The following is a 21,880-nucleotide window of genomic DNA, read 5'->3' on the forward strand; positions in this document are numbered from 1 at the left end:
ACCCTGGTGCGTAGCTGTCACGGTGGTGCCAGAGCCAGTGTGCCGGATCGCGCGCGCCGATGACTGCCCACGGGCTTTGTCTCGGTCACACCCGCCATGCGGGCAGTTCCCAATTGCGCCAAAGCGCCAGCCCGCGCAGCCCGGCGGTCAGCAGCACGCAAGCCACCAGTGGCGCCCAGTCGGGGGCTTGCAGGTGGCGCAGGGCCACGTCGGCCCAGCCGCCGGCAAAGGCGCACAACGCGTACGGGCGATGATCGCTGAAGGCCTGGGGTACTTCGTTGCACAGTACGTCGCGCAGCACCCCGCCAAACGCGCCGGTGATCACGCCCATCACCACGGCGATGATCGGCTCCATGCCGACGGCGGAGGCGATGTCGACGCCCACGGCCGCGAAGAGGCCCAGGCCGATGGCGTCGGGCAGGAGCATGGCGCGTTCGGTGGGCTCGAAGTGACGCTGGCGCATGAACAGCATCGCGCCCACGCACAGAGCCAGGATGCCCCAGACGAAACCGGTGTGCCGCACCCAGAAGAATGGCCGCTGGTCCAGCAGCAGGTCACGCAGCGTGCCGCCGCCAAAGGCCGCGACAAAGGCCAGCACGCACACGCCCACGGCGTCGAGCCGTTTGCGCGCAGCGGCGATCACGCCCGACAACGCGAACGCAATGGTGGCCGCCACCTCCAGAAGAAAGCGCAGGGTATGCACCCAGGGGGCGTCGAGAAACAACGGGTCCATGGGCGCAATTGTGCCGTGGTGCCGCCGTCGCGGGCGGCGGGTCGTGTCACCGCGCCTGCTTTGCTATTGCTTCCAAAAACATAGCTGGTAGCGCATGTTCAACGGGCGCCTCAGCGCATTATTTATCTGAATGCCGGGCACTGGCTGCCCCGTCACCCCTGATGCCGTCCTCTGGCACGCCATACCCCGGGTACTGCCCGCCCGTAGCCCCCAATGCGGCGCTTTCTTGCCGTTCCTTGGCCATCTGCTCGGCCAACTGGCTGCGTCCTTCGCGCGCCACGGCGATGTATTTGGCCTGGTCTTTGTGGTGCGGGTACATGCGGTCAGCCAGCGCGATGTTGTGTTTGCGAAAGCGGTCGGTGAAGGTGGTGGCTTCAGCGGGTGACAGGCCCATCAACTCCAGCACGGTGTGGGCGCTTTTGAGGCTGGACTCGAAAAGCTCGCGCTGCACCAGCGTTACGCCCAGGTCGCGCAGTTTGTTCCAGTGGGTGATGTCGCGTGCGCGGGCCACGATCTGCAGGTTGGGAAAGTGCTCGCGGGCCAGTTTGGCGATTTTCAGAGACTGCTCGGCGTCGTCCACGGCGATGACCAGGATGCGGGCGTGTTCGGCCCCCGCAATGCGCAGCAGATCAAGGCGCGTGGCGTCGCCATAAAACACGCGGTAGCCAAAGGTGCGGGCCACTTCCAGCATGTCCACGCTGTGGTCGAGCACGGTGGTGTGGATGCCCTCGGCCAGCAGCACGCGCGAGACGATCTGCCCGTAGCGGCCGAAGCCCGCGATGATGATGGGCGCCTCTTGCGGCTCGGAGATTTCTTCGGCGGCGGGGGCCTTGACCTTGGCATAGCGGCGCAGCAGCACGCGGTCCAGCAGCACCAGCAGCAGCGGGCTGATCAGCATCGAGAGCGCCACGGCGCCAATCAGCAGCGAAGCGGTTTCGGCCGGGAACACATTGGCGCCCGCAGCGGCCTGGAACACCACAAACGCAAATTCACCCCCTTGCGCCAGCAGCAGCGTGAACACGGGGCGCTCCTGGTAAGGGATGTTGACCAGCTTGGCCAGGGTGTAGATGACGACGGCCTTGGCCGCGAGGAAGCCGATCAGGATAGCGGCCATGAGGCCGGGCGAGCGCAGGATGACGCCGAAGTCGATGCTCATGCCCACGGCGATGAAGAACAGGCCGAGCAGCAGGCCCTTGAAGGGCTCGATGTCGGCCTCCAGCTCGCGCCGGTATTCGCTGTCAGCCAGCAGCACGCCGGCAAGAAACGCGCCCAGCGCCATCGACAGGCCCACCATCACCATCAGGTAGGCAATGCCCACCACCAGCAGCAGCGCGGCGGCGGTGAAGATCTCGGGCGTGTTGCTCTTGGCGATCCAGCGCAGCACGGGACGCAGCAGCAGGCGCCCGCCCAGGATGATGGCGGCAATCACGGCCACGATCTTGAGCGCCTCCAGCGCCACATCGCCGGGCGTGTGGCCCACGCCTTCGCCAGCGGCGGCGCCCAGTACCGGCAACATGGCCAGGATGGGGATGGCGGCAACGTCCTGGAACAACAGGATGGAGAACCCGGCTTGCCCACTTTGCGTGCGCAGCAGGTTGCGCTCGGTCAGCGACTGCAGCGCAATGGCGGTGGACGACAGCGCCAGGCCCAGTGCGCCCACCAGGCTCACGCGCCAAGGCAGGCCCGCCAGCGCGCCCAGCGCAAACAGCACGGCTGCGCACCCCAGCACCTGTGCGCTGCCAGTGCCGAAGATGGGCCGGCGCAGCGCCCACAGGCGGCTCGGTTGCAGCTCCAGTCCCACCAGAAACAGCATGAGCACCACACCGAATTCGGCGAAGTGCAGGATGTCCTGCACGTTGCTGACCAGGCCCAGGCCCCACGGCCCGATGGCAATGCCCGCCGCGAGGTAGCCAATGATGGCGCCCAGGCCCAGGGCCTTGGCAATGGGCACCGCGAGCACCGCCGCCGTGAGGTAGAGGAAGCCGTAGGTGAGCCAGGTGGGGGCGTGTTCCATAGAGAAGTGAGTGAGCGGGCGATGACGTTGGGGGGAGGGGGTCGCACGGAGGCGGGCGTGTCAGGATTCTGGCATTGCCACCGCGATGTAGACGGGTGCGCGTGGCACGTTATTGAAACGCTTCTGTTTTGATAGCTTTCAGCGCTTGTTGCTGGGGCGCTAGCGGCCAATTTTGTTCAGATCATCACGACGGAGCGGGGGGCGTTGTTAAGATGTTCGCCCTTCTTCGCACACAGGCACGGTGACCCATGGACTTGCAGACTTGGCTGGCTTTTTTTGCGGCATCGTGCCTGATTGCAGTGTCGCCGGGCTCGGGGGCCGTGCTGTCGATGAGCCACGGCTTGTCGTTTGGCGTACGCAAGACGGGTGCCACGATCTTCGGCCTGCAACTGGGCCTGCTGCTGATCTTGCTGATCGCCGGTGCGGGCGTGGGCTCGCTGCTGCTGGCGTCTGAGGTGGCGTTCAGCGTGGTGAAGGTGCTGGGCGCCTGCTATTTGATCTACGTGGGCTTCAACCAGTGGCGTGCGGGGGATGCGCCCATGGTGCAGGGCGACGAGGCCGCAGCGGCTGGCACCTGGCAAAAGCGCTGCTTGACGGGGTTTTTGACCAATGCCACCAACCCCAAGGGCATCATCTTCATGGTGGCTGTGTTGCCCCAGTTCATGACCGACATGCGCCCGCTGTGGAGCCAGTTGCTCGTGATGGCTGCCACCACGCTGACGGTGGACGTGGTGGTGATGCACGGCTACGCTTTTGGCGCCAGCGCACTGCGCCGCCTGATGCGCAGTGCCCGGGCCGTGCGCACGCAGAACCGCGTGTTTGGCGGCCTGTTGATGGCGGTGGGCGCCGGGCTGTTTTTTGTCAAGCGCGGCGGCCAGCACGCTTGATGTGATGATCATGCTTCTGTTTTGATAGCTGGTTGCGATTATTCATCAAGCGCTGAGGCCTGATTTGGCTCGGTTTTTATAGGTTCGCAGATCCCAAGGAGGTTGTCATGCCAGTCGTCGTAGTCGCCAATCCGAAGGGCGGCGTGGGCAAGTCCACGTTGTCTACCAACATCGCGGGCTACTTTGCAAGCCAAGGGCATCCTGTGATCCTCGGCGACACCGACCGGCAGGAGTCGGCCAAGCTCTGGCTGGGCCTGCGCCCACCGGCTGCGCGTGCCATCGGCGGCTGGGACACCAGCTCGGACGTGATCAGCCGCCCTCCCAAGGGCACCACGCATGCGGTGCTCGACACCCCGGCCGGTCTGCATGGCTGGCGCCTGAACGACGTGCTCAAGCTGGCCGACAAAATCATCGTGCCGCTGCAGCCCAGCGTGTTCGACATTTTTGCCACGCGCAGCTTTCTGGACCAGCTGGCCGAGCACCGCCGCGCAGAAGGCGTGCAGATCGGCATCGTAGGGATGCGTGTGGATGCGCGCACCAAGGCGGCCGAGCAGTTGCACCACTTTGTGGACAACCTGGGCTTTCCCGTGCTGGGCTATCTGCGCGATACGCAAAACTATGTGCACCTGGCTGCGCATGGCCTCACACTGTTCGATGTGGCGCCGGGTCGGGTGGCGCGCGACCTGGAGCAATGGCAAGGAATCTGTACGTGGCTCAATTCTTGAAGGACAGCGTGAAGCAGCAGGACCTGACACAAGACCCAAGGGAAAACACCTGTCACCCGTCAGACAAGGCGCGCTTGGGTGCGGGGCTACATTGGAACGATGAAAATCTTCCGCTCTTATTCCGAAGTCAGCGCCTGCGTGGGCCAGGAGGTCGCCGTGACCGACTGGATCACCATCACGCAGGAGCAGGTCAACCTGTTTGCCCAGGCCACGGGCGACCACCAATGGATCCATGTGGACCCCGAGCGCGCCAAGGCCGGGCCGTTTGGCGCACCCATTGCGCACGGGTTTCTCACGCTGTCGCTGATCCCGCGGTTCTTCGAGGCAGGCCTGAGCATCGAAGGCGCACGCATGGGGGTGAACTATGGCCTCAACAAAGTGCGCTTTACCGCGCCAGTGCCGGTGGGCAGCCGTTTGCGTGCACGCCTCACGCTGCAGGCCGCCGAGCCGGTGGCGCCCGATGGCATGCAGATGACCTGGCTGGTGACCGTGGAGCGCGAGGGCAGCGACAAGCCCGTGTGCGTGGCCGAATCGCTGGCGCGCAATTTCGGCGCTCCGGCCTGAGCCTGGTCGCAATCGGGCAGGAGGTCTGAACCATGGACCGCCTGCAAGCCATGAAAATTTTCGAGCGCGTGGTGGAAGAGGGCGGCTTTGCCGCCGCTGCCCGCGCCATGGACATGTCTCCCCCTGTGGTCACCCGCATGGTGGCCGAGCTGGAGCAGCACCTGGGCACGCGCCTGCTGCAGCGCACCACCCGCAAGCTGGCGCTCACCGACGCGGGAGAGTCGTACTTGCAGCGGGTGCGCGCCATCCTGCATGAAATCGACGACGCCGAGGCGGCGGCTGCGGCCAGCACACGCGACCTGCGTGGAACCATCCGCGTGGTGGCGGCGCCCGTGCTGGCCACCAACTTCCTGGCGCCCATGATGGCGTTGTGGCATGCCCACTACCCCAAGCTGATGCTGGACATCAGCTTGGATGCCTACGCGGCCAGCCGCGTCGACGAGTTCGATGTGACCATCATGGTGGCGGGCGAGGATTTCGACGCCAACATCGTCGCGCGTTCTTTGGTGCAGGGCGAGGCGATTGTGGTGGCATCGCCCGACTATCTGGAGCGCCGTGGCATTCCGCGCGAGCCGCAGGATCTGGTGCACCACGATTACCTGCGTGATTCCAGCGCGCCTGTGCGATTGCAGTCGGGGCCAGGCCGCAAGCTGCGCCTGCAGTCACTGCGGCCCGAGGTGCCTGACGAGGAGGTGGATGCACCGGCGGTGCTGCAGTCGGTGAGCACCGAGCTGCTGATGCGTGCCGCCGTGGATGGTGCGGGGGTGGCTGTTACCTCACGCCTGCTGGCCGAGGAGCATCTGGCCCGTGGTGAACTGGTGCACATTCTGCCGGGATGGATTTTTTCGCGCTACACCATCTATGCGGCGCTGCCGTCGGGCCGGATGTTGCCTGCCCGGACCCGGGTGTTTCTGGATTTCCTGACCGAACACGTGCCCCGTGCGATGGCCGAAAAACGCGGCCAGCTCAGCTGAGCTGCGCAAACCCGCTGATGATCGTGCCTTCGGGTTCAGTGGTGATCTGACCGTCGGGCATGGCAAAACTGTTCTGGCGCCACGCTTCGAACACGGTCACCGCCACCGCATTTGACAGGTTGAGGCTACGCTGGCCGACCACCATGGGCAGGCGCAGGCGTTGGGCGGGGGGGAAGCTCTCGCGCAACTCAGCGGGAAGCCCCCGGGTTTCGGCGCCAAATACCAGCCAGTCTCCAGGCAGAAAGCAGGTGGAGTGCACGGGTTGTGAGCTATGTGTGGTCATCGCGAACATGCGTGCATGTTCGGGCTGGGCATCGCGCAGAAAAGCGGTCCAGCCCGCATGGACCTGGACCTGGGCATATTCGTGATAGTCGAGCCCCGCACGCCGCATCTGGCGGTCTTCCATCGAGAACCCGAGGGGTTCGATCAAGTGCAGCGTGCACCCCGTATTGGCCGCCAGGCGAATGACATTGCCTGTGTTGGGCGGGATTTCGGGTTCGACCAGGACGATGTGAAACATGGCGCTATTGTCATCGCCTGACCTGTGTGTTGAGCAACCACTCGTAAACAAAAGTATCCCGTTGGTAGGTTGATCGGGTCGCTGGCTGGCAGGGGCTCAGGCTGGGGCCGTGCGCGCCAGAACCACCACCGTGACATGCGCCGCCCCTGCGTCGCGCAGCGCCAGCACGGCTGCGTGCGCGGTCGCGCCCGTGGTCATCACGTCGTCGAGCAGCACCAGGCGCTGGCCGCGCAGGGCTGGGGCGTGGGAGGGTTCGACCGCGAAAGCACCCCGCAGGTTGCGCAGCCGCTGGTCGCGCGGCAGGCTGCTTTGTGCCTCGGTGGCATGCAGCCGCAGCAGGCTATGCGCATCGGCCTTGGTGCCAGCAAGGTGCCGGGCCAGCAACGCAGACTGGTTGAATCCCCGTTCGCGCAAGCGCTCTTGCGACAGCGGCACAGGCAGTACCCGGTTGGCCGCTTCAATCGCGGGCTCCACCCAGGGAGTGCTGCGCAGCAGCGTGGACAGCGTTCCTGCCCACCCAGGATCTGCCCTGAACTTGAAGTCTGCGAGCGCGTCGGCCCACGGGTAGGCGTAGTCCACGGCCGCCAGACATGCGTCGAAAACCGGTGGATGGAGCAGGCAAGCCCCGCACACAGAAACCCCAGCGGGCACACGCAATGCGCACCGCTGGCAGCGGCTCGCTGGTTGCGCAAACCGTGCCACGCAGGCATTGCAGATCCGTTGCGACGGCCATGCATGGCACACGGCGCATTGGCTGGGCACGCGACCCACCCAGCCCCGAAGGTTCTGCGAAAGCCCTGGCAATCCGTTGAAACGCATGAGTCAATATACTCGCGCGTCCTTGTGAAATGCCATGTCCTCTGAGCGTCCCCCCACCATTGATCCTGTTGCGGCAGCCCGTTGGCATGCAGCGGCCCCCGCCCTGTCACCATGGCTTCATGAGGAGGTCGCTCGCCGCATGGAGGACCGCCTGCAGTGGATTCGACAGGCTCCCGAGTCCTGGTGCCACTGGGATGCGCTGCGTGGCGGGCTGCAGGCGCACTTGCTGGTGAGCGCTCGCTACCCCAAGGCGCGTAGCCAGGTGCACGAAACGGCTGTGCATTGCGAACGTGTGACGCGAGAGGCGCTGGCCAAGCCTTGGTGGAACCCTTCCCGCTGGAGTGCCTCCAGCCCTCAGTGGGGCATGCCAGCCGATGCCAGTGTGCAGATGTTGTGGGCAAACATGGCGCTGCATACGGCGGCAGACCCGCAGGCGCTCATTGGTCAATGGCACCGGGCATTGGCGGTGGATGGCTACCTGATGTTTTCGTGCCTGGGGCCAGACACGCTGCGCGAACTGCACGGGGTCTATGCGGCTCTGGGTTGGCCCCCGGCCGGCCACGCCTTCACCGACATGCACGATTGGGGTGACATGCTGGTCCATGCCGGATTTGCCGAGCCGGTCATGGATATGGAGCGCGTTACGCTTACCTTTGCCACCCCCGAACGGCTGGTGCAGGAGCTGCGCGAACTCGGCTGCAATCTTCACCCTGATCGCTTTCCCTCATTGCGCGGACGGCGCTGGCGCGAGAAGCTCTACCAAGCGCTGGCCGATCGGCTGGCAGATCCGCATCAAGGGGGCCATTTGGCGCTGACTTTTGAAATCATTTATGGCCATGCGTTCAAGCCCGCGCCCCGCGTGCGCGTGAGTTCCAGCAGCGCTGTTTCGCTGCAGGACATGCGCTTGATGTTGCGCAAGGGCGGCAAAGAAAACTAACCTGTAACTCCGTGTCAATGACTTGGAACAAGGCACGCTACAATTCAGGGTTATTGAGATTTCGGGCATCTTCCCGCGCAAATTTGCGGGCCGCTCCTGTGGTGCTGCAGGCACCGCGCACGGCGCGCCAGCAGTCTTGTGAGCAATACCGGTGACGGGCTTGGTTTTTCGTTTTGCCACGGTGTCGGGTCAGCGCATTGACTGGCGTCTTGTCCGCAATTGTTCGGTCACGCCGGCGCAGTTGGGGTGGATGTATCTGTCATTGTGTGTGGTGTCTCTGGGCATCGCATCGTGCTTTTGGATGCTAGGTGCCCACCTGGTGATGCCATTTGCATGGCTTGAAATTTTGGCTGTAGGAGTTGCATTCGCCATGTACGGTCGCCATGCGGCGGATGGCGAGAGAATTTCATTGCAGGGCTCACGCCTTGTGGTGGAGCTGGAGACCGCAGGCCGGCTGGAGCGCGCGGAGTTTGACCGGAGTCGGGTTCGTGTAGAACCCAAGACCGGAGACCGCTCACTCATCATGCTGTCTGCGCAAGGTCGATCCGTCGAGGTGGGGCGCTATGTGCGCCCCGATCTTCGATCGGCCTTGGCATCGGAGATCCGCATGGCCTTGCGCGCTGCCTGACCCCACGCAGGTGCGCGAAAGGGATTGGTTAAATTGAGGCTTAGAAGTAAGTGAGAACTATGAAGAGCATTTCCAACAAGCTGGCTTCTCTGCTGCTGATTGCCGGTGCATGGGTGGGCTCCGCGGCCCATGCCGTTCAGGACCTGCCTGGCGGCCCCGCAGTCAACCAGCTGAACCTGGCACCTCCCGTCACCAAGATCGCAGAAGAGCAGCATTTCCTGCACTGGATGATGCTGATCATCTGCACGGTGATCTTTGTTGCAGTGTTCTCCGTGATGTTCTATTCGATTTGGAAACACCGCCGCTCCAGGGGCGCCAAGTCGGCCAATTTCCACGAGTCCGTGACGGTGGAAGTGGTGTGGACCATTGTTCCTTTTATCATTGTGATCATGATGGCCCTGCCCGCCACCAAGGTGCTGGTGGCGCAGAAAGACACGACCAACGCCGACCTCACCATCAAGACCACGGGTTACCAGTGGAAGTGGGGCTATGACTACATCACTGGCGAAGGCGAAGGCCTTGCCTTCATCTCCACGCTGGACAGCAGCCACCGTGTCATGTCCGACAGTGGCAACGTCAAGGATGCGCCTGCCAACTACCTGCTCAAGGTGGACAATCCAATGGTGGTGCCCGTCGACAAGAAGATTCGCATCATCACCACCGCCAATGACGTGATCCACGCTTTCATGGTGCCTGCCTTCGGCATCAAGCAGGATGCGATCCCCGGTTTTGTGCGTGATACCTGGTTCCGCGCTGAAAAGATTGGCGACTACTACGGCCAGTGTGCCGAGCTGTGCGGCAAGGAGCATGCGTACATGCCCATCCACGTGAAGGTTGTGTCCGCCGAGGACTACACCGCCTGGGTGGCCGATCAAAAGAAGAAGGCTGCCGCCAAGCTGGACGACCCGACCAAGGTTTGGGCGCTGGACGACATCATGAAACGCGGCGAGAAGGTGTATGCCGCCAACTGCGCAGCCTGCCACCAAGCCAACGGCAAGGGTGCCGGCCCGATCAAGCCTCTGGACGGTTCGGCTGTGGTGCTGGATGCAGACCACGCCAAGCAGATTCAGGTGCTGCTCAAGGGGCAGAACAATGGTGCCATGCCAGCATGGGCCCAGCTCAGTGATACCGATATTGCCGCAGTGGTCTCGTACACCAAGAACAGCTGGTCCAACAAGACCGGTCAGCTGGTGCAACCTGCTGAAATCGTGGCCCAGCGTGGCAAGTAATTACCGCCCTATTGCATTGAGGAATTCACTATGAGCGCAGTTCTCGACAACCACGGGCACGGTGGCGACCACGCACACGACGACCATGGCCACCATGGCCCCACCGGCTGGCGCCGCTGGGTGTATGCCACCAATCACAAGGACATCGGTACGCTGTACCTGTTGTTTGCCTTCACCATGTTGATGGTCGGCGGCGTTCTGGCGCTGCTGATCCGCGCCGAACTGTTCCAGCCCGGACTGCAACTGGTGAATCCTGAGCTGTTCAACCAGCTCACCACCATGCACGGCCTGATCATGGTGTTCGGCGCCATCATGCCGGCCTTCGTCGGCTTCGCCAATTGGATGATCCCGCTGCAGATCGGCGCATCCGACATGGCTTTCGCGCGCATGAACAACTTCAGCTTCTGGCTGATGATCCCTGCCGCACTGATGCTGGTCAGTTCGTTCTTCATGCCTGGCGGCGCCCCCGCCGCAGGTTGGACACTGTACGCGCCGCTGACACTGCAGATGGGCCCCTCCATGGACGCCGGCATCTTTGCGATGCACATCCTGGGTGCGAGCTCCATCATGGGCTCGATCAATATCATTGTGACCATCCTCAACATGCGCGCCCCCGGCATGACGCTGATGAAGATGCCTATGTTCGCCTGGACTTGGCTCATCACCGCCTACCTGCTGATCGCCGTGATGCCTGTGCTGGCCGGTGCCATCACCATGACGCTGACGGACCGCCATTTCGGCACCAGCTTCTTCAACCCCGCTGGTGGTGGCGACCCGGTGATGTACCAGCATATTTTCTGGTTCTTTGGTCACCCCGAGGTGTACATCATGATCTTGCCGGCCTTCGGCATCATCAGCCAGATCGTGCCCGCCTTCGCGCGCAAGAAGCTGTTTGGTTATGCCTCCATGGTGTATGCCACTTCGTCGATCGCCATTTTGTCGTTCATCGTGTGGGCCCACCACATGTTCACGACCGGCATGCCTGTGACGGGCCAGCTGTTCTTCATGTACGCCACGATGTTGATCTCTGTGCCCACGGCTGTGAAGATCTTCAACTGGATCGCCACCATGTGGCGCGGCTCCATGACGTTTGAAACCCCCATGCTGTTTGCTGTGGGCTTCATCTTCGTGTTTACCATGGGTGGTTTCACGGGCCTGATCCTGGCCATGGCGCCCATCGACATCCAGTTGCAGGACACCTACTACGTGGTGGCCCACTTCCACTACGTGCTGGTGGCCGGCTCGCTGTTCTCCATGTTCGCTGGCGTGTACTACTGGCTGCCCAAGTGGACTGGTGTGATGTACTCCGAGACACGTGGCCAGATCCACTTCTGGGCTTCGCTGATTTTTTTCAACGTCACCTTCTTCCCGATGCACTTCCTGGGTCTGGCCGGCATGCCACGTCGTTATGCCGACTACCCTATGCAGTTCGCTGACTTCAACGCCATTGCGTCGGTGGGTGCTTTTGGTTTCGGCCTGGCACAGGTGTACTTCTTCCTGGCTGTGGTGGTTCCTGCCATGCGCGGCAAGGGCGAAAAGGCCCCCGCCAAGCCATGGGATGGTGCCGAAGGTCTGGAGTGGGAAGTTCCATCCCCAGCACCTTTCCACACGTTTGAAAACCCACCCAAGCTGGACGCCACGGCGACCCGCGTGATTGGTTGAATGCCATGGCGATGACACCCGAACAGAAAAAAAGCAACCTGCGTATGGCGCTGATCCTGGCGTCTGTGGCTGTTGTTTTCTTCGTCGGGTTCATGGTCAAAGTGGTTCTGATGTCCCGCTGAACCGACAACCTCCATGAGCCTGCACCGCGAAAACGCCAAAATGGTCGGTAAACTGGTCGTCGTTGCGGCCGGTATGTTTGCCTTTGGCTATGTGCTGATCCCCATCTACAAGCACATCTGCGAAATGACGGGCATCAATATCCTCTCGCTGTCAGAGCGCCAGGTGCCGGGTAACGGCGTGGCGGGCAAGGATGTCAAGGTGCCTGCGAATACGCAGGTCGACAAGACCCGCACGATCACGGTGGAGTTTGATGCGAACGCGCGAGGTCCCTGGGACTTCAAACCAGCGCAGCGCTCGGTGCAAGTGCATCCGGGCGAGCTGACAACGGTGATGTACGAGTTCCAGAACGTGCAGAACCGCCGCATGGCCGCGCAAGCCATCCCCAGCTACGCGCCACGCCAAGCGGCGGCGCACTTTAACAAGCTGGAGTGTTTTTGCTTCAACCAGTACACGCTGGAGCCTGGCGAGAAGAAAGAATGGCCGGTGGCCTTTGTGATTGATCCGCGTCTGTCCAAGGATGTGACAACCATCACCTTGTCCTACACATTTTTCGAGGTAGGGGGTAAGACTCCTGCTGCCCCTGAGTCCACGGCAGCGGTGGTGTTGCCTTCTCCTGCCATCTTGGGCGCTGGATCATGAACACCCCACTGGAACCATCTCCGGTGAAGCTGCTGGAGCGCAAGGGCTCGCTATTGCGCACGGTGCGTGCGGTGGCCTGGTCGCTGATCGGATTGCGCAAGGGCAGTGAATATCAGCAGGATGTCGAGAAAATCAACCCGCTGCACATCATTGTGGTGGGATTGATGGCGGTTTTCCTTTTGGTGATCAGTCTGATAGCGTTGGTGAATTGGGTCGTGTGAACTGGTGTGAATGGGTCGTTGAGACCGTATCGACAACAAAGCCTAAAACAAAGATTTTGAGATTCAGGAGCTGAAATGAGTGCATCAACCCACGGCGGAACCCCGTACTACTATGTGCCTGCCGAGTCACGCCACCCGGTGATGGCAGCGATCGGTCTGTTCTTCGTCATTTTGGGCGCAGGCCAGTGGATCAATGGCCACGACTGGGGTAAGTATTCCCTGGCCGTGGGCTTGGTGTGGTGGCTGTTTGTTCTGTACCAGTGGTTCGGCGATGCCATCCGTGAGAGCCAGGGTGGTCTGTACGGTCACAAGATCGACTTGTCCTACCGCTGGAGCATGAGCTGGTTCATCTTCTCGGAGGTGATGTTCTTCGGTGCGTTTTTCACGGCGCTGTGGTGGGCGCGCGCTCACTCGGTGCCCGCACTGGGCAGCCTGGACAACGCATTGCTCTGGCCCGATTTCAAGGCGGTTTGGCCCAGCTTGGCAGCAGGCGTTACCGCCTCACCGGCAGGTATTGTGGAGCCCTTCCAGACCGTGGGTCCCTTCTGGTTGCCCACGATCAATACGGCATTGTTGCTGACCTCGGGTGTGACTCTGACCATTGCCCACCACGCTCTGCGCGAAAACCACCGTGGTAAGACCATCGGTTTCATGTGGGCCACGGTGCTGCTGGGTTTTGTTTTCCTGCTGGTGCAAGGCTACGAGTACTACCACCTGTACACCGACCTGAATCTGAAGCTCAGTTCCGGCGTGTTCGGTTCGACGTTCTTCATGCTGACAGGTTTCCACGGTTTCCACGTGTTCCTGGGCATGTTGATGCTGCTGGTGATCACACTGCGACTGCAAAAGGGCCACTTCACTGCCGACAAACACTTTGGTTTCGAGGGCGCTGCCTGGTACTGGCACTTTGTGGACGTGGTATGGCTGGGTCTGTACGTGCTGGTTTACTGGATGTAAGCAGCGCACGGCACCATGAAAAAAGCGCCTCGCGGCGCTTTTTTTGTTGGGGCTTTGCACGGTGTGCGAGACCCGGAGCCCGTTGTAGAGGTGGGCTCTTGCGGAGGTTCTAAGCTGTCAGCGGGTCGCTGGAAGGCCGGTGGGCTGGATGTAACCCAGTTGCCAGGCAATCAGGATGCACAGGAACAGCACGACGGATAGCCCCACCCGCACGGCGAGCGCCTTGGCCATATGGTTGCCTTTGCGCTTGTCGTCACGGCCATTGCGCATCATGAAGAACAAGGCCGATGCCAGGCTGGCCAAAATGGCGATGAACGCCAGCACTACGAGGTATTTCATGGAGCACATTATCCCGTGACCACTTTCCGCCGTCCCACGGGCCTGCGTTTCTGGTTGATCACCGTCGCCGCAGTGGCCGCCATGCTGGTCACGGCGTCGCTCGGGCGCTGGCAGTTGTCGCGCGCTGCTGAAAAAGAGGCCTTGCAGACCATGTTGGACGAACGTGGCAATCAACCTGCCATTGACGGTCGGACGCTGTTGTCAGTCGCCGCTGGCCCCTCAGACGAAGTGCAAGCCCTGGTGCACCGTGCCGTGGTGCTGGAGGGCCGTTGGTTGCCAGAGCACACGGTGTACCTCGACAACCGCCAGATGCAAGGCAGACCCGGGTTTTTTGTATTGACCCCGTTACAGTTGGCTGGTGTCGATTCGGGTGTGGTGCTGGTGCAGCGGGGCTGGGCACCGCGCAACTTTCAGGATCGCACGCAACTGCCCCAGGTTTTGACTTCGGGCGAGGCCGTTGTGCGTGTGCAAGGCCGTGTAGCCGCAGCGCCCTCGCGTCTCTACGAGTTCCAGGGGGGGGATAGCGCACAGGGGTCTTCCCGCATCCGGCAAAATCTCGACCTGGCGGCGTTTCGCACCGAAACTGGTCTGGCGCTGGCCCACCTCATGGTGTTGCAGACTGGCGAAGCCGGCGAGGGCCTGCAACGCGACTGGCCCGTGGTCGGCGCAGGGGTCGACAAACACTACGGTTACGCATTTCAATGGTTCGGGCTCTGCGGCCTGATTGCACTTCTCTATGTCTGGTTCCAAATCGTCCGACGGTTCATTCGCCCGCGCAGCCAGCCTGCCGCCTGAGGCCCGTGCCGAGCATCCGCTCGGGCTGACCGTGCACACGCTGCCCGAAGCCGGGGAGGCCGTGGCCACCGCACAGCGTGCGCGCCATGGCCGCTGGAAGATGTTGGGGGTGCTGTTCATCTGCGCTGCCCCAGTCATTGCTTCCTACCTCACGTACTACGTGATCCGGCCTGATGGGCGTCGCAACTACGGGGAGCTGATCAATCCCCAACGCACCCTGCCGGAACTCACAGCCACGGCCCTGGATGGCACCGCCACGCCGCTCGGCTCGCTCAAGGGCCAGTGGTTACTGGTGAGTGTGGCAGGCGGTCATTGTGATGCGGCGTGCCAGAAGCATCTGTACCTGCAGCGGCAATTGCGCGAAAGCCTGGGCAAGGAAAAAGACCGCATGGACTGGGTCTGGCTGGTCAACGACGCCGCCCCGGTACCCGACACGTTGGCACCTGCCCTGCAAAAGGCCACAGTGTTGCGGGTGGATGGTGCCGCGCTGGATGCGTGGCTCGCTCCTGCGGAAGGCCATCAACAGGCAGAGCACCTGTATGTGGTGGACCCCATGGGTAACTGGATGATGCGATTTCCTGCGGCCATGGATACCAGTGGTGCCGCCAAGGCGAAACGCGATCTGGAGCACCTGCTGCGCGCGTCCTCGTCGTGGGACGAGGCCGGGCGACCGGGAAAGCCATGACCGATACGCAGCCGCTTTACGATCTGGCGCCCATTGCAGAAATCATGCTGCTGGGCCTGGTGATCGCGCTGGGCCCGCTGGCCTGGGTCTGGGTGCGCAACCGCCGCAGCTCGCCCATGCGGCGCCTGCAGGCGCTCACAGTGCTGACCTTGTTCCTGACGTTTGATCTGGTGTTGTTTGGTGCGTTCACGCGCCTCACGGACTCTGGCCTGGGATGCCCCGACTGGCCCGGTTGTTATGGCAGTTCGAGCCCGGTGGGGGCCCGCGCAGAAATATCGGCTGCACAACAGGCGATGCCCACAGGCCCTGTGACCCATGGCAAGGCCTGGGTGGAGATGATTCACCGCTATCTCGCCACCGGCGTGGGCGTGCTCATCATTGTGCTGACGGTGTCATCGTGGGTGCAGCAGCGCCGGGCCTTGCGGGCCGCAGCAGAGACACCACCTCTGAGCCCCTGGTGGCCCACGGTGACGTTGTTGTGGGTGTGCCTTCAAGGGGCCTTTGGTGCGCTCACCGTGACCATGAAGTTGTTCCCGGCCATCGTCACGTTGCATCTGGTCGGGGGTCTGGTCTTGCTGGTGCTGCTGTGTGTACAGGCAGTGCGCCATAGCCATTGGGCGCGAGGCCAGTCACGCACGGCCATATCGCCCAGCCTGCGCCGGGGTCTGGTCTGGACGGGGTTGCTCTTGGCGTTGCAGATCATTTTAGGTGGCTGGGTCAGCACCAACTACGCCGTGCTGGCTTGCACGACCTTCCCCACCTGTCAGGACAGCTGGTGGCCCGCCATGGACTTTGCCCAGGGGTTTCAAATCTGGCGCAAGCTGGGCATGCTGCAAGATGGCAGCCACATCAGCTTTGCAGCACTCACCGCCATCCATTACGTGCATCGCCTGATGGCCTATGTGGTGTTGTTGGCGCTGGGTCTGGTGGTCTGGCGTTTTCGTCGCAGTGGCGTATTGCCCGTGCAGACGCGCTGGCTGGCCGGTTTGGCGCTGCTGCAACTGATCACGGGCTTGTCCAACGTGGTGCTGGACTGGCCTCTGGTGGCCGCCGTGCTGCACACCGGTGGCGCTGCGGCCCTGGTGGTGGTGATGACCTGGGCCGTGGTATCGAGCCGCACGGCGTCCGTGCTTCAAGAGTTTTCCGCGCCATCGGGCGCATCGAGAGTGTCCGCATGAGTGTTGCCCCCCCGCCGTTGTTGCTCCGCCGTCGCGCTTGCAACAGTTTTATGCGCTGACCAAGCCCCGCGTGGTGCAACTCATTGTTTTCTGTGCCCTGATCGGCATGGTGCTGGCGGTGCCCGGTTTGCCCTCTGCGGCCCAACTGGGCCATATGGCATTGGCCAGTGCAGGGGTGTGGCTGGTGGCGGGTGCCGCTGCTGCGTTCAACTGTATCGTTGAGCAGGGTATCGATGCGAAGATGAAACGCACGGCCTGGCGACCCACCGCAAAAGGGGAGTTGTCCAACACCCAGACGCTGCTGTTCTCTGCCGTGTTGTGCGCCACGGGTTCTGCGCTGCTGTACTTCTGGATCAACCCGCTGACCATGTGGCTCACGTTTGCCACCTTTGTGGGCTACGCCGTGGTCTACACCGTGATCCTCAAGCCCCTGACACCCCAGAACATCGTGATTGGCGGCGCCTCGGGGGCCATGCCGCCGGTGCTGGGCTGGGCAGCTATGACTAACGACGTGGGGCCAGAGGCACTCATCCTCTTTCTCATCATCTTTTTGTGGACACCACCGCACTTCTGGGCGCTGGCCCTGTACCGGGTGGAGGACTACCGCAAGTCTGGCTTGCCCATGCTGCCCGTCACGCATGGCAACGAGTTCACGCGGTTGCAGGTCTTTCTGTACACCCTGATCTTGTTTGCTGGGTGCTTGATGCCGTTTGTGTACAGCATGAGCCACGAGATTTATCTGGTCGCGGCCGTGTTACTGAGCGCCGGTTTTTGCGGCTACGCTTTTGCACTTTGGCGAAACTACTCAGACGCGCTTGCACGAAAGACCTTTCGTTTTTCACTGATTCATCTGAGTTTGTTGTTTGCAGCGATGCTCGTGGATCACTATGCCAAGCCTTATCTGACATGATTAAAAAACGAAACGCTCTCAAATTTGTAGCTATCAGCGCTGTATCCATAAGCGCTACAGGCCTTTTTGGTGCTTGTTCCGAAAAAAAGGCTGAATTCCGTGGTGTAGACATCACGGGGGCCGACTATGCCCGCGATATTCCGCTGACCGACCACAACGGCCAGGCGCGCCACCTCAAGGACTTTGCGGGCAAGGTGGTGGTGGTGTTCTTTGGCTACACCCAGTGCCCGGATGTGTGTCCCACGTCCATGCAGGAGCTGGCCGAAGTCAAACAGATGCTCGGCAAGGACGGGGATCGCTTGCAGGGCATCTTTGTCACCGTGGACCCTGAGCGTGATACGCCCGAGGTGCTCAAGGCCTATATGGCCAACTTTGACCCGAGCTTTTTGGCGCTGTACGGCACAACCGAACAAATGGCTGCCGTTGCCAAAGACTTCAAGATCTACTTCAAGAAGGTCGATGGCAAGACGCCCACCAGCTACACCATGGACCATTCGGCCGGCAGCTACGTGTACGACCCGGCGGGGCGCCTGCGGGTCTACAACCGTTACGGCAGCGGGGCACAGGCCCTGGCGGCCGACGTGAAGGCCCTGTTGGCCGAGGCGGGCTGAGCGCAGTTTTCCTCAGAAGGCAGCGGGGAGCCTGCTTCCCCGCCTTGAGCGACGGGCATCGTGCACGGTGTATGTCGCGGATCCGCCTCACCGAGTGCCTCAAGAATGCGATGCGCATCACATTCACGCCAAGTTTTCGGTGCTTGCAGGGGCTTCCTTGATGCCGATCCTGGCCTGATTCTCTAGAGTGGTCCAAGCTGCTATCTGCTCGCACTTGCTGGCAGGTGGCGCGCTCCATGGGCTTGTCGCACGCGAAATTTGCCGGTTTTTCCGTCAGCTGCGATTTGGCCATGGAGCTCCCTGTGCGCGAGGCGCTGCTCCTCACAGCAACCGCGCCTCGATCACGGCCACTCTGTGAAGGAATCAGCCATCCATGCGTTCGAATGTGCACGTCACCCAGCGCGACTATCCGCTGGCAGAAGGGGACACCCTGCTGTCCACGACCGACCTCAAGGGGCGCATCGTGTATGCCAACGATGCCTTCATCAAAGTCAGCGGCTTCGGGCGCGAAGAACTGTATGGAAAGGCGCACAACGTCGTACGCCATCCCGATATGCCCTCTGCGGCGTTCGAGGACATGTGGGCCACGATACGCGGGGGTCTGCCCTGGTCTTCGCTGGTCAAGAACCGGCGCAAGGATGGCGACCACTACTGGGTGCGTGCCAATGCCAGCCCGATCCGCCATGGCGGGGCCGTGGTCGGTTTTCTCTCGGTGCGTACGAAGGCGTCCGAGGATGAAATACGGGCCCACGAGACGCTCTATCAGCGCATCAATACCGGGGCCCGGCATCTCAAGGTGTATCGCGGTTTTGTGGTGCGTGTGCAAGGTGCGGCCGCGTGGTGGGCACGCCTGCGGTTTGTATCCGTGGGCGTGCGTTTGCAAGGCGCCATGGGCGCGTTGCTGGTGGGTGGTGCGGCAGCCATGGTGACGGCGGCGGGTGTGCAAACATCCGTGGCGGGGTGGTGGCTGGCGGGCCTTGTCGCCTGGTGCGTGGCGGGGGGCGCCTTGGCCTGGTGGATACATGTCGGGGTGGTGCGGCCTCTGCAGGAGGTGTTGGCCCAGGCGCGTGCCGTGGCGAGCGGGCAGAAGGCCGAGGCCCTGATGCTGCAGCGGGGCGACGAGATCGGCAGTCTCATGCGCAGTGTGCAGCAGGCCGGGCTGAACATGCTGTCCCTGGTGAGTGACATCCAGGGCAAGGCCACGCAGGTGAGCCACTGTGCCACCGAGTTGCAGGAGGGCAATACACATCTGTCGGAGCGCACTGAAGAGGCTGCCAGCAGCCTGGAGCAGGCCGCTGCCGCCCTGGACGAACTCACCGCCGCCATCCGCGCCAACAGCGACAAGGCTGCCCTCGCTGCTCAGCGCGCCAGCCTGGGGGCACAGGCCGCCACGTTGGGAGCGGGCACGGTTCAAAAGGTGCATCACACCATGCAGGGCATCGCCAGCGCGAGCCAGCGCGTCGCAGAAATCAGCGCGTTGATCGATGGCATTGCCTTCCAGACCAACCTGCTGGCGCTCAATGCTGCGGTGGAGGCTGCGCGTGCCGGTGAGCATGGAAAAGGTTTTGCTGTGGTGGCTACCGAGGTGCGCGCTCTCTCACACAAAAGCGCATTGGCCGCACGCGATATCAAGACCCTGATCGATGCCTCGCTGGCCGAGGTGCGCAGCGGTACGGAGGCAGCGGTCGCAGCGGCGCGCACCATGGACAACGCCGTGGAATCCGTGCATGGGCTCACTGCGCTGGTGCAGGACATCCAGCACGCCAGCCGCGAGCAGGCGTTGGGCGTCGAGCAGATCAACGGCGCTGTGGCCCAGCTGGAGCAGATGACGCAGCAGAACGCCACGCTGGTGCGCCGCAGCGCCGAACTGAGTGGTTCTCTGGCTTCGCAGGCGCGGCATCTGGATGAGGCTGCGTCTGTGTTCCAGCCAAAGGGACTGGTGCCATGAGGGCTGCCGGCTTGGGCCCGCTTCCCGCGCAGGCATCTTCTTTCGCCCACAGGCCCCAGGAGGAAGGTGACGATGGCTCGCTCATCCTGGCCGCCATGAATGCGGCCCCCGATGGCATCCTGCTGGTAGACCGCACCGGGCGCATCGTGATGGCCAATGCCGCGATGGAGACCATCTCCGGCTACCCGGCGGATGAGCTGTGCGGAAACTCGGTCAGTCTATTTTTGCCTCCTGCCTTGCGCGATGCGCATGCCAGGCACTTGGAGAGCTATTTTCAGGCCCCTTCGCGCAGGCCGATGGGGATGGGGCGTGACCTCTGGATCATGCGCAAGGACGGCAGGTCCTTGCCCGTAGACATCGCCCTGGGCCACACAGATGCCCATGGCGGCACGGCGGTGGCCTTTGTGCGCGATATCTCTGAGGTGCGGCGGCTGGAGGCGCGCATGCATTTTCAGGCCACCCACGACACGCTGACGGGCCTGATCAATCGCTGGCAGTTTGGACAGCGGCTCGAACAGACTATTGCCGAGTCGGCCCGCTCGGGCCAGTCTTTTGCATTGCTGTTGCTGGACCTGGACGACTTCAAGGCGGTCAACGATGGCTATGGCCATGCTGCGGGTGACCAGGTGCTACTGGAGGTCGCGCGCAGACTCAAGAGCGTGCTGCGTGCGGGCGACGCGCTGGCCCGGTTGGGCGGTGACGAGTTCACCGTGCTGTTGCCGCAGATCACCCATGCGCAGGACGCCGAGCATGCGGCGGCCAAGCTGCTCGACGTGTTGTGTCAGCCCTATCAGATGCACGGCTTCGAGCTGGACTTTGGCGCCAGTCTGGGAATTGCGTTGTACCCCACCGATGCGCAGGACGCGGCTACGCTGCTCCGCTACGCCGACATGGCCATGTACCACGCCAAGGAGTCGGGCCGTGCGCATTACGCCTTCTACGCGCCGCCGCTGGGCATTCGCATGGCAGAGAAGTTGCAACTGCATGAGCGCCTGAAAATTGCGCTGGCCTATGGCGGTCTGGCCCTGCATTACCAGCCGCAGGTCGATGTGGTCACCGGCCGCATACAGGGGGTTGAGGCGCTGCTGCGCTGGACCGATCCACAGCTCGGGGAAATCCCTCCGGACCGATTCATCCCCGTGGCAGAGGCCACGGGCCTGATCCTGGCGTTGGGCGCATGGGTGCTTGACACCGCGTGCCAGCAGATTGCAGCGTGGTCAGGGGCTGGTTTGCCGCTGCGGGTGGCGGTCAACCTGTCGGCACAGCAATTGCGCCAGACCGATCTGGTCGAACAGATCGAGCGCAGCCTGTCCCTCTACGGGGCAAGGCCTGACTTGCTGGAGATCGAAGTGACCGAGTCGGAGGCTATGGCCGACCCCGAACAGGCCCGTCGCGTACTGTGCCGCCTGCAGGCGCTGGGCGTCTGTATTGCCCTGGACGACTTCGGCACCGGCCACTCTTCGTTGGCCTATCTGAAGCAGTTGCCCGTATCCCGTATCAAGATCGACCGCGAGTTTGTGCGTCCCTTGCTGCACACCAGTGCGGACGCCACACTCGTGCAGGCGATCATCGTGTTGGCACAGACGCTGGGCCTGCATGTGGTGGCGGAGGGGGTGGAATCCTCTGAGCAATTACAACTGCTGGTGGATTTTGGCTGCAATGCCTACCAGGGGTGGCTGTACTCCCGCGCGGTGCCTCCGGCGCACGTGGCGCAATTGCTGCAGATCGATGTCGAGTCTGCTCCGATGGTTGCCGCACCCGTCTGAAAGCCGGTTGTATCAG

At 62.6% G+C, this 21,880-nt stretch carries 24 protein-coding genes; 19 read left to right on the forward strand and 5 right to left on the reverse strand.

Annotation, left to right across the window (positions count from 1 at the left end):
* Positions 1–85: 85 nt before the first annotated feature.
* Entirely contained in the window at positions 86–733 is a 648-nt protein-coding gene (locus tag CLU85_RS05315) for a trimeric intracellular cation channel family protein (RefSeq protein WP_100409377.1), read from the reverse strand.
* A 118-nt stretch (positions 734–851) separates the two neighbouring features.
* Positions 852–2,747 carry a glutathione-regulated potassium-efflux system protein KefC gene (gene kefC, locus CLU85_RS05320; RefSeq protein ID WP_100409378.1) on the reverse strand — a complete coding sequence of 632 codons (1,896 nt, stop codon included), beginning with the start codon at positions 2,745–2,747 and terminating at the stop codon, positions 852–854.
* 248 nt (positions 2,748–2,995) lie between these two features.
* On the opposite strand from kefC, the gene CLU85_RS05325 reads away from it, so the two are divergent.
* From CLU85_RS05325 to CLU85_RS05340, 4 genes are all read left to right on the forward strand, one after another.
* The gene (locus tag CLU85_RS05325) at positions 2,996–3,634 is read left to right on the forward strand and encodes a LysE family transporter (RefSeq protein WP_100409379.1); all 639 of its coding nucleotides are present in this window, start codon (positions 2,996–2,998) and stop codon (positions 3,632–3,634) included.
* A 107-nt stretch (positions 3,635–3,741) separates the two neighbouring features.
* Positions 3,742–4,359 carry a ParA family protein gene (locus tag CLU85_RS05330; RefSeq protein WP_100409380.1) on the forward strand — a complete coding sequence of 206 codons (618 nt, stop codon included), beginning with the start codon at positions 3,742–3,744 and terminating at the stop codon, positions 4,357–4,359.
* Between the two features lie 99 nt (positions 4,360–4,458).
* Positions 4,459–4,923 (forward strand): MaoC family dehydratase, encoded by a 465-nt coding sequence (locus CLU85_RS05335; RefSeq protein ID WP_100409381.1) that lies wholly within the window; start codon positions 4,459–4,461, stop codon positions 4,921–4,923.
* Positions 4,924–4,955: 32 nt separating this feature from the next.
* Positions 4,956–5,897: a LysR family transcriptional regulator gene (locus CLU85_RS05340; RefSeq protein ID WP_100409382.1), complete on the forward strand. Its 942-nt coding sequence runs from the start codon at positions 4,956–4,958 to the stop codon at positions 5,895–5,897.
* Here CLU85_RS05340 and CLU85_RS05345 read toward each other — a convergent pair.
* Both CLU85_RS05345 and CLU85_RS05350 read right to left on the reverse strand, forming a co-directional pair.
* A complete protein-coding gene (locus CLU85_RS05345) occupies positions 5,890–6,417 on the reverse strand; it encodes a tRNA (cytidine(34)-2'-O)-methyltransferase (protein WP_100409383.1) in 528 nt (175 codons plus the stop codon). The two genes, CLU85_RS05340 and CLU85_RS05345, sit on opposite strands and share 8 nt — an antisense overlap.
* Before the next feature lie 96 nt (positions 6,418–6,513).
* A complete protein-coding gene (locus CLU85_RS05350) occupies positions 6,514–7,236 on the reverse strand; it encodes a ComF family protein (RefSeq protein ID WP_100409384.1) in 723 nt (240 codons plus the stop codon).
* Positions 7,237–7,270: 34 nt separating this feature from the next.
* Here CLU85_RS05350 and CLU85_RS05355 point away from each other — a divergent pair, with 34 nt between their 5' ends.
* The 8 genes from CLU85_RS05355 to CLU85_RS05385 all read left to right on the forward strand — a co-directional run bounded on the left by CLU85_RS05355 (position 7,271) and on the right by CLU85_RS05385 (position 13,632).
* Positions 7,271–8,173 carry a biotin synthase gene (locus tag CLU85_RS05355; RefSeq protein WP_100409385.1) on the forward strand — a complete coding sequence of 301 codons (903 nt, stop codon included), beginning with the start codon at positions 7,271–7,273 and terminating at the stop codon, positions 8,171–8,173.
* Between the two features lie 151 nt (positions 8,174–8,324).
* Positions 8,325–8,801: a DUF2244 domain-containing protein gene (locus CLU85_RS05360; RefSeq protein ID WP_100409386.1), complete on the forward strand. Its 477-nt coding sequence runs from the start codon at positions 8,325–8,327 to the stop codon at positions 8,799–8,801.
* Between the two features lie 59 nt (positions 8,802–8,860).
* Positions 8,861–10,030, forward strand: a complete 1,170-nt coding sequence (gene coxB, locus CLU85_RS05365; protein WP_100409387.1) for a cytochrome c oxidase subunit II — start codon at positions 8,861–8,863, stop codon at positions 10,028–10,030.
* Positions 10,031–10,060: 30 nt separating this feature from the next.
* A complete protein-coding gene (gene ctaD / locus CLU85_RS05370) occupies positions 10,061–11,692 on the forward strand; it encodes a cytochrome c oxidase subunit I (RefSeq protein WP_100409388.1) in 1,632 nt (543 codons plus the stop codon).
* Between the two features lie 11 nt (positions 11,693–11,703).
* Positions 11,704–11,814 (forward strand): cytochrome oxidase small assembly protein, encoded by a 111-nt coding sequence (locus CLU85_RS23270; protein WP_232727916.1) that lies wholly within the window; start codon positions 11,704–11,706, stop codon positions 11,812–11,814.
* A gap of 13 nt (positions 11,815–11,827) precedes the next feature.
* Entirely contained in the window at positions 11,828–12,454 is a 627-nt protein-coding gene (locus tag CLU85_RS05375; protein WP_100409389.1) for a cytochrome c oxidase assembly protein, read from the forward strand.
* Entirely contained in the window at positions 12,451–12,675 is a 225-nt protein-coding gene (locus tag CLU85_RS05380; RefSeq protein ID WP_100409390.1) for a DUF2970 domain-containing protein, read from the forward strand. The genes CLU85_RS05375 and CLU85_RS05380 overlap by 4 nt, the downstream gene beginning before the upstream one ends.
* Positions 12,676–12,750: 75 nt before the next feature.
* Complete coding sequence (locus tag CLU85_RS05385) at positions 12,751–13,632, forward strand: cytochrome c oxidase subunit 3 (protein WP_100409391.1); 882 nt, start codon at positions 12,751–12,753, stop codon at positions 13,630–13,632.
* 117 nt (positions 13,633–13,749) lie between these two features.
* Here the strand turns inward: CLU85_RS05385 and CLU85_RS05390 are convergent, their stop codons facing one another.
* On the reverse strand, positions 13,750–13,971 hold the full coding sequence (locus tag CLU85_RS05390) for a twin transmembrane helix small protein (protein WP_100409392.1): 222 nt from the start codon (positions 13,969–13,971) through the stop codon (positions 13,750–13,752).
* A gap of 15 nt (positions 13,972–13,986) precedes the next feature.
* Between CLU85_RS05390 and CLU85_RS05395 the strand changes: the two genes are divergently transcribed.
* From CLU85_RS05395 to CLU85_RS05425, 7 genes are all read left to right on the forward strand, one after another.
* A complete protein-coding gene (locus CLU85_RS05395; protein ID WP_100409393.1) occupies positions 13,987–14,766 on the forward strand; it encodes an SURF1 family protein in 780 nt (259 codons plus the stop codon).
* Complete coding sequence (locus CLU85_RS05400) at positions 14,708–15,451, forward strand: hypothetical protein (protein WP_100409394.1); 744 nt, start codon at positions 14,708–14,710, stop codon at positions 15,449–15,451. The genes CLU85_RS05395 and CLU85_RS05400 overlap by 59 nt, the downstream gene beginning before the upstream one ends.
* Positions 15,448–16,629 (forward strand): heme A synthase, encoded by a 1,182-nt coding sequence (locus CLU85_RS05405; RefSeq protein ID WP_100409395.1) that lies wholly within the window; start codon positions 15,448–15,450, stop codon positions 16,627–16,629. Before CLU85_RS05400 ends, CLU85_RS05405 begins: the two co-directional genes overlap by 4 nt.
* 37 nt (positions 16,630–16,666) lie before the next feature.
* Positions 16,667–17,539, forward strand: coding sequence for a heme o synthase (gene cyoE / locus CLU85_RS05410; RefSeq protein ID WP_100409396.1), 873 nt, complete (start codon positions 16,667–16,669; stop codon positions 17,537–17,539).
* On the forward strand, positions 17,536–18,150 hold the full coding sequence (locus CLU85_RS05415; RefSeq protein ID WP_198509138.1) for an SCO family protein: 615 nt from the start codon (positions 17,536–17,538) through the stop codon (positions 18,148–18,150). The genes cyoE and CLU85_RS05415 overlap by 4 nt, the downstream gene beginning before the upstream one ends.
* A 373-nt stretch (positions 18,151–18,523) precedes the next feature.
* Positions 18,524–20,098 carry a PAS domain-containing methyl-accepting chemotaxis protein gene (locus CLU85_RS05420; RefSeq protein WP_100409397.1) on the forward strand — a complete coding sequence of 525 codons (1,575 nt, stop codon included), beginning with the start codon at positions 18,524–18,526 and terminating at the stop codon, positions 20,096–20,098.
* Positions 20,095–21,864 carry a bifunctional diguanylate cyclase/phosphodiesterase gene (locus CLU85_RS05425; RefSeq protein ID WP_100409398.1) on the forward strand — a complete coding sequence of 590 codons (1,770 nt, stop codon included), beginning with the start codon at positions 20,095–20,097 and terminating at the stop codon, positions 21,862–21,864. Before CLU85_RS05420 ends, CLU85_RS05425 begins: the two co-directional genes overlap by 4 nt.
* Positions 21,865–21,880 lie beyond the last annotated feature (16 nt).

Source organism: Acidovorax sp. 69 (assembly GCF_002797445.1).
Taxonomy (GTDB): Bacteria; Pseudomonadota; Gammaproteobacteria; order Burkholderiales; family Burkholderiaceae_C; genus Acidovorax.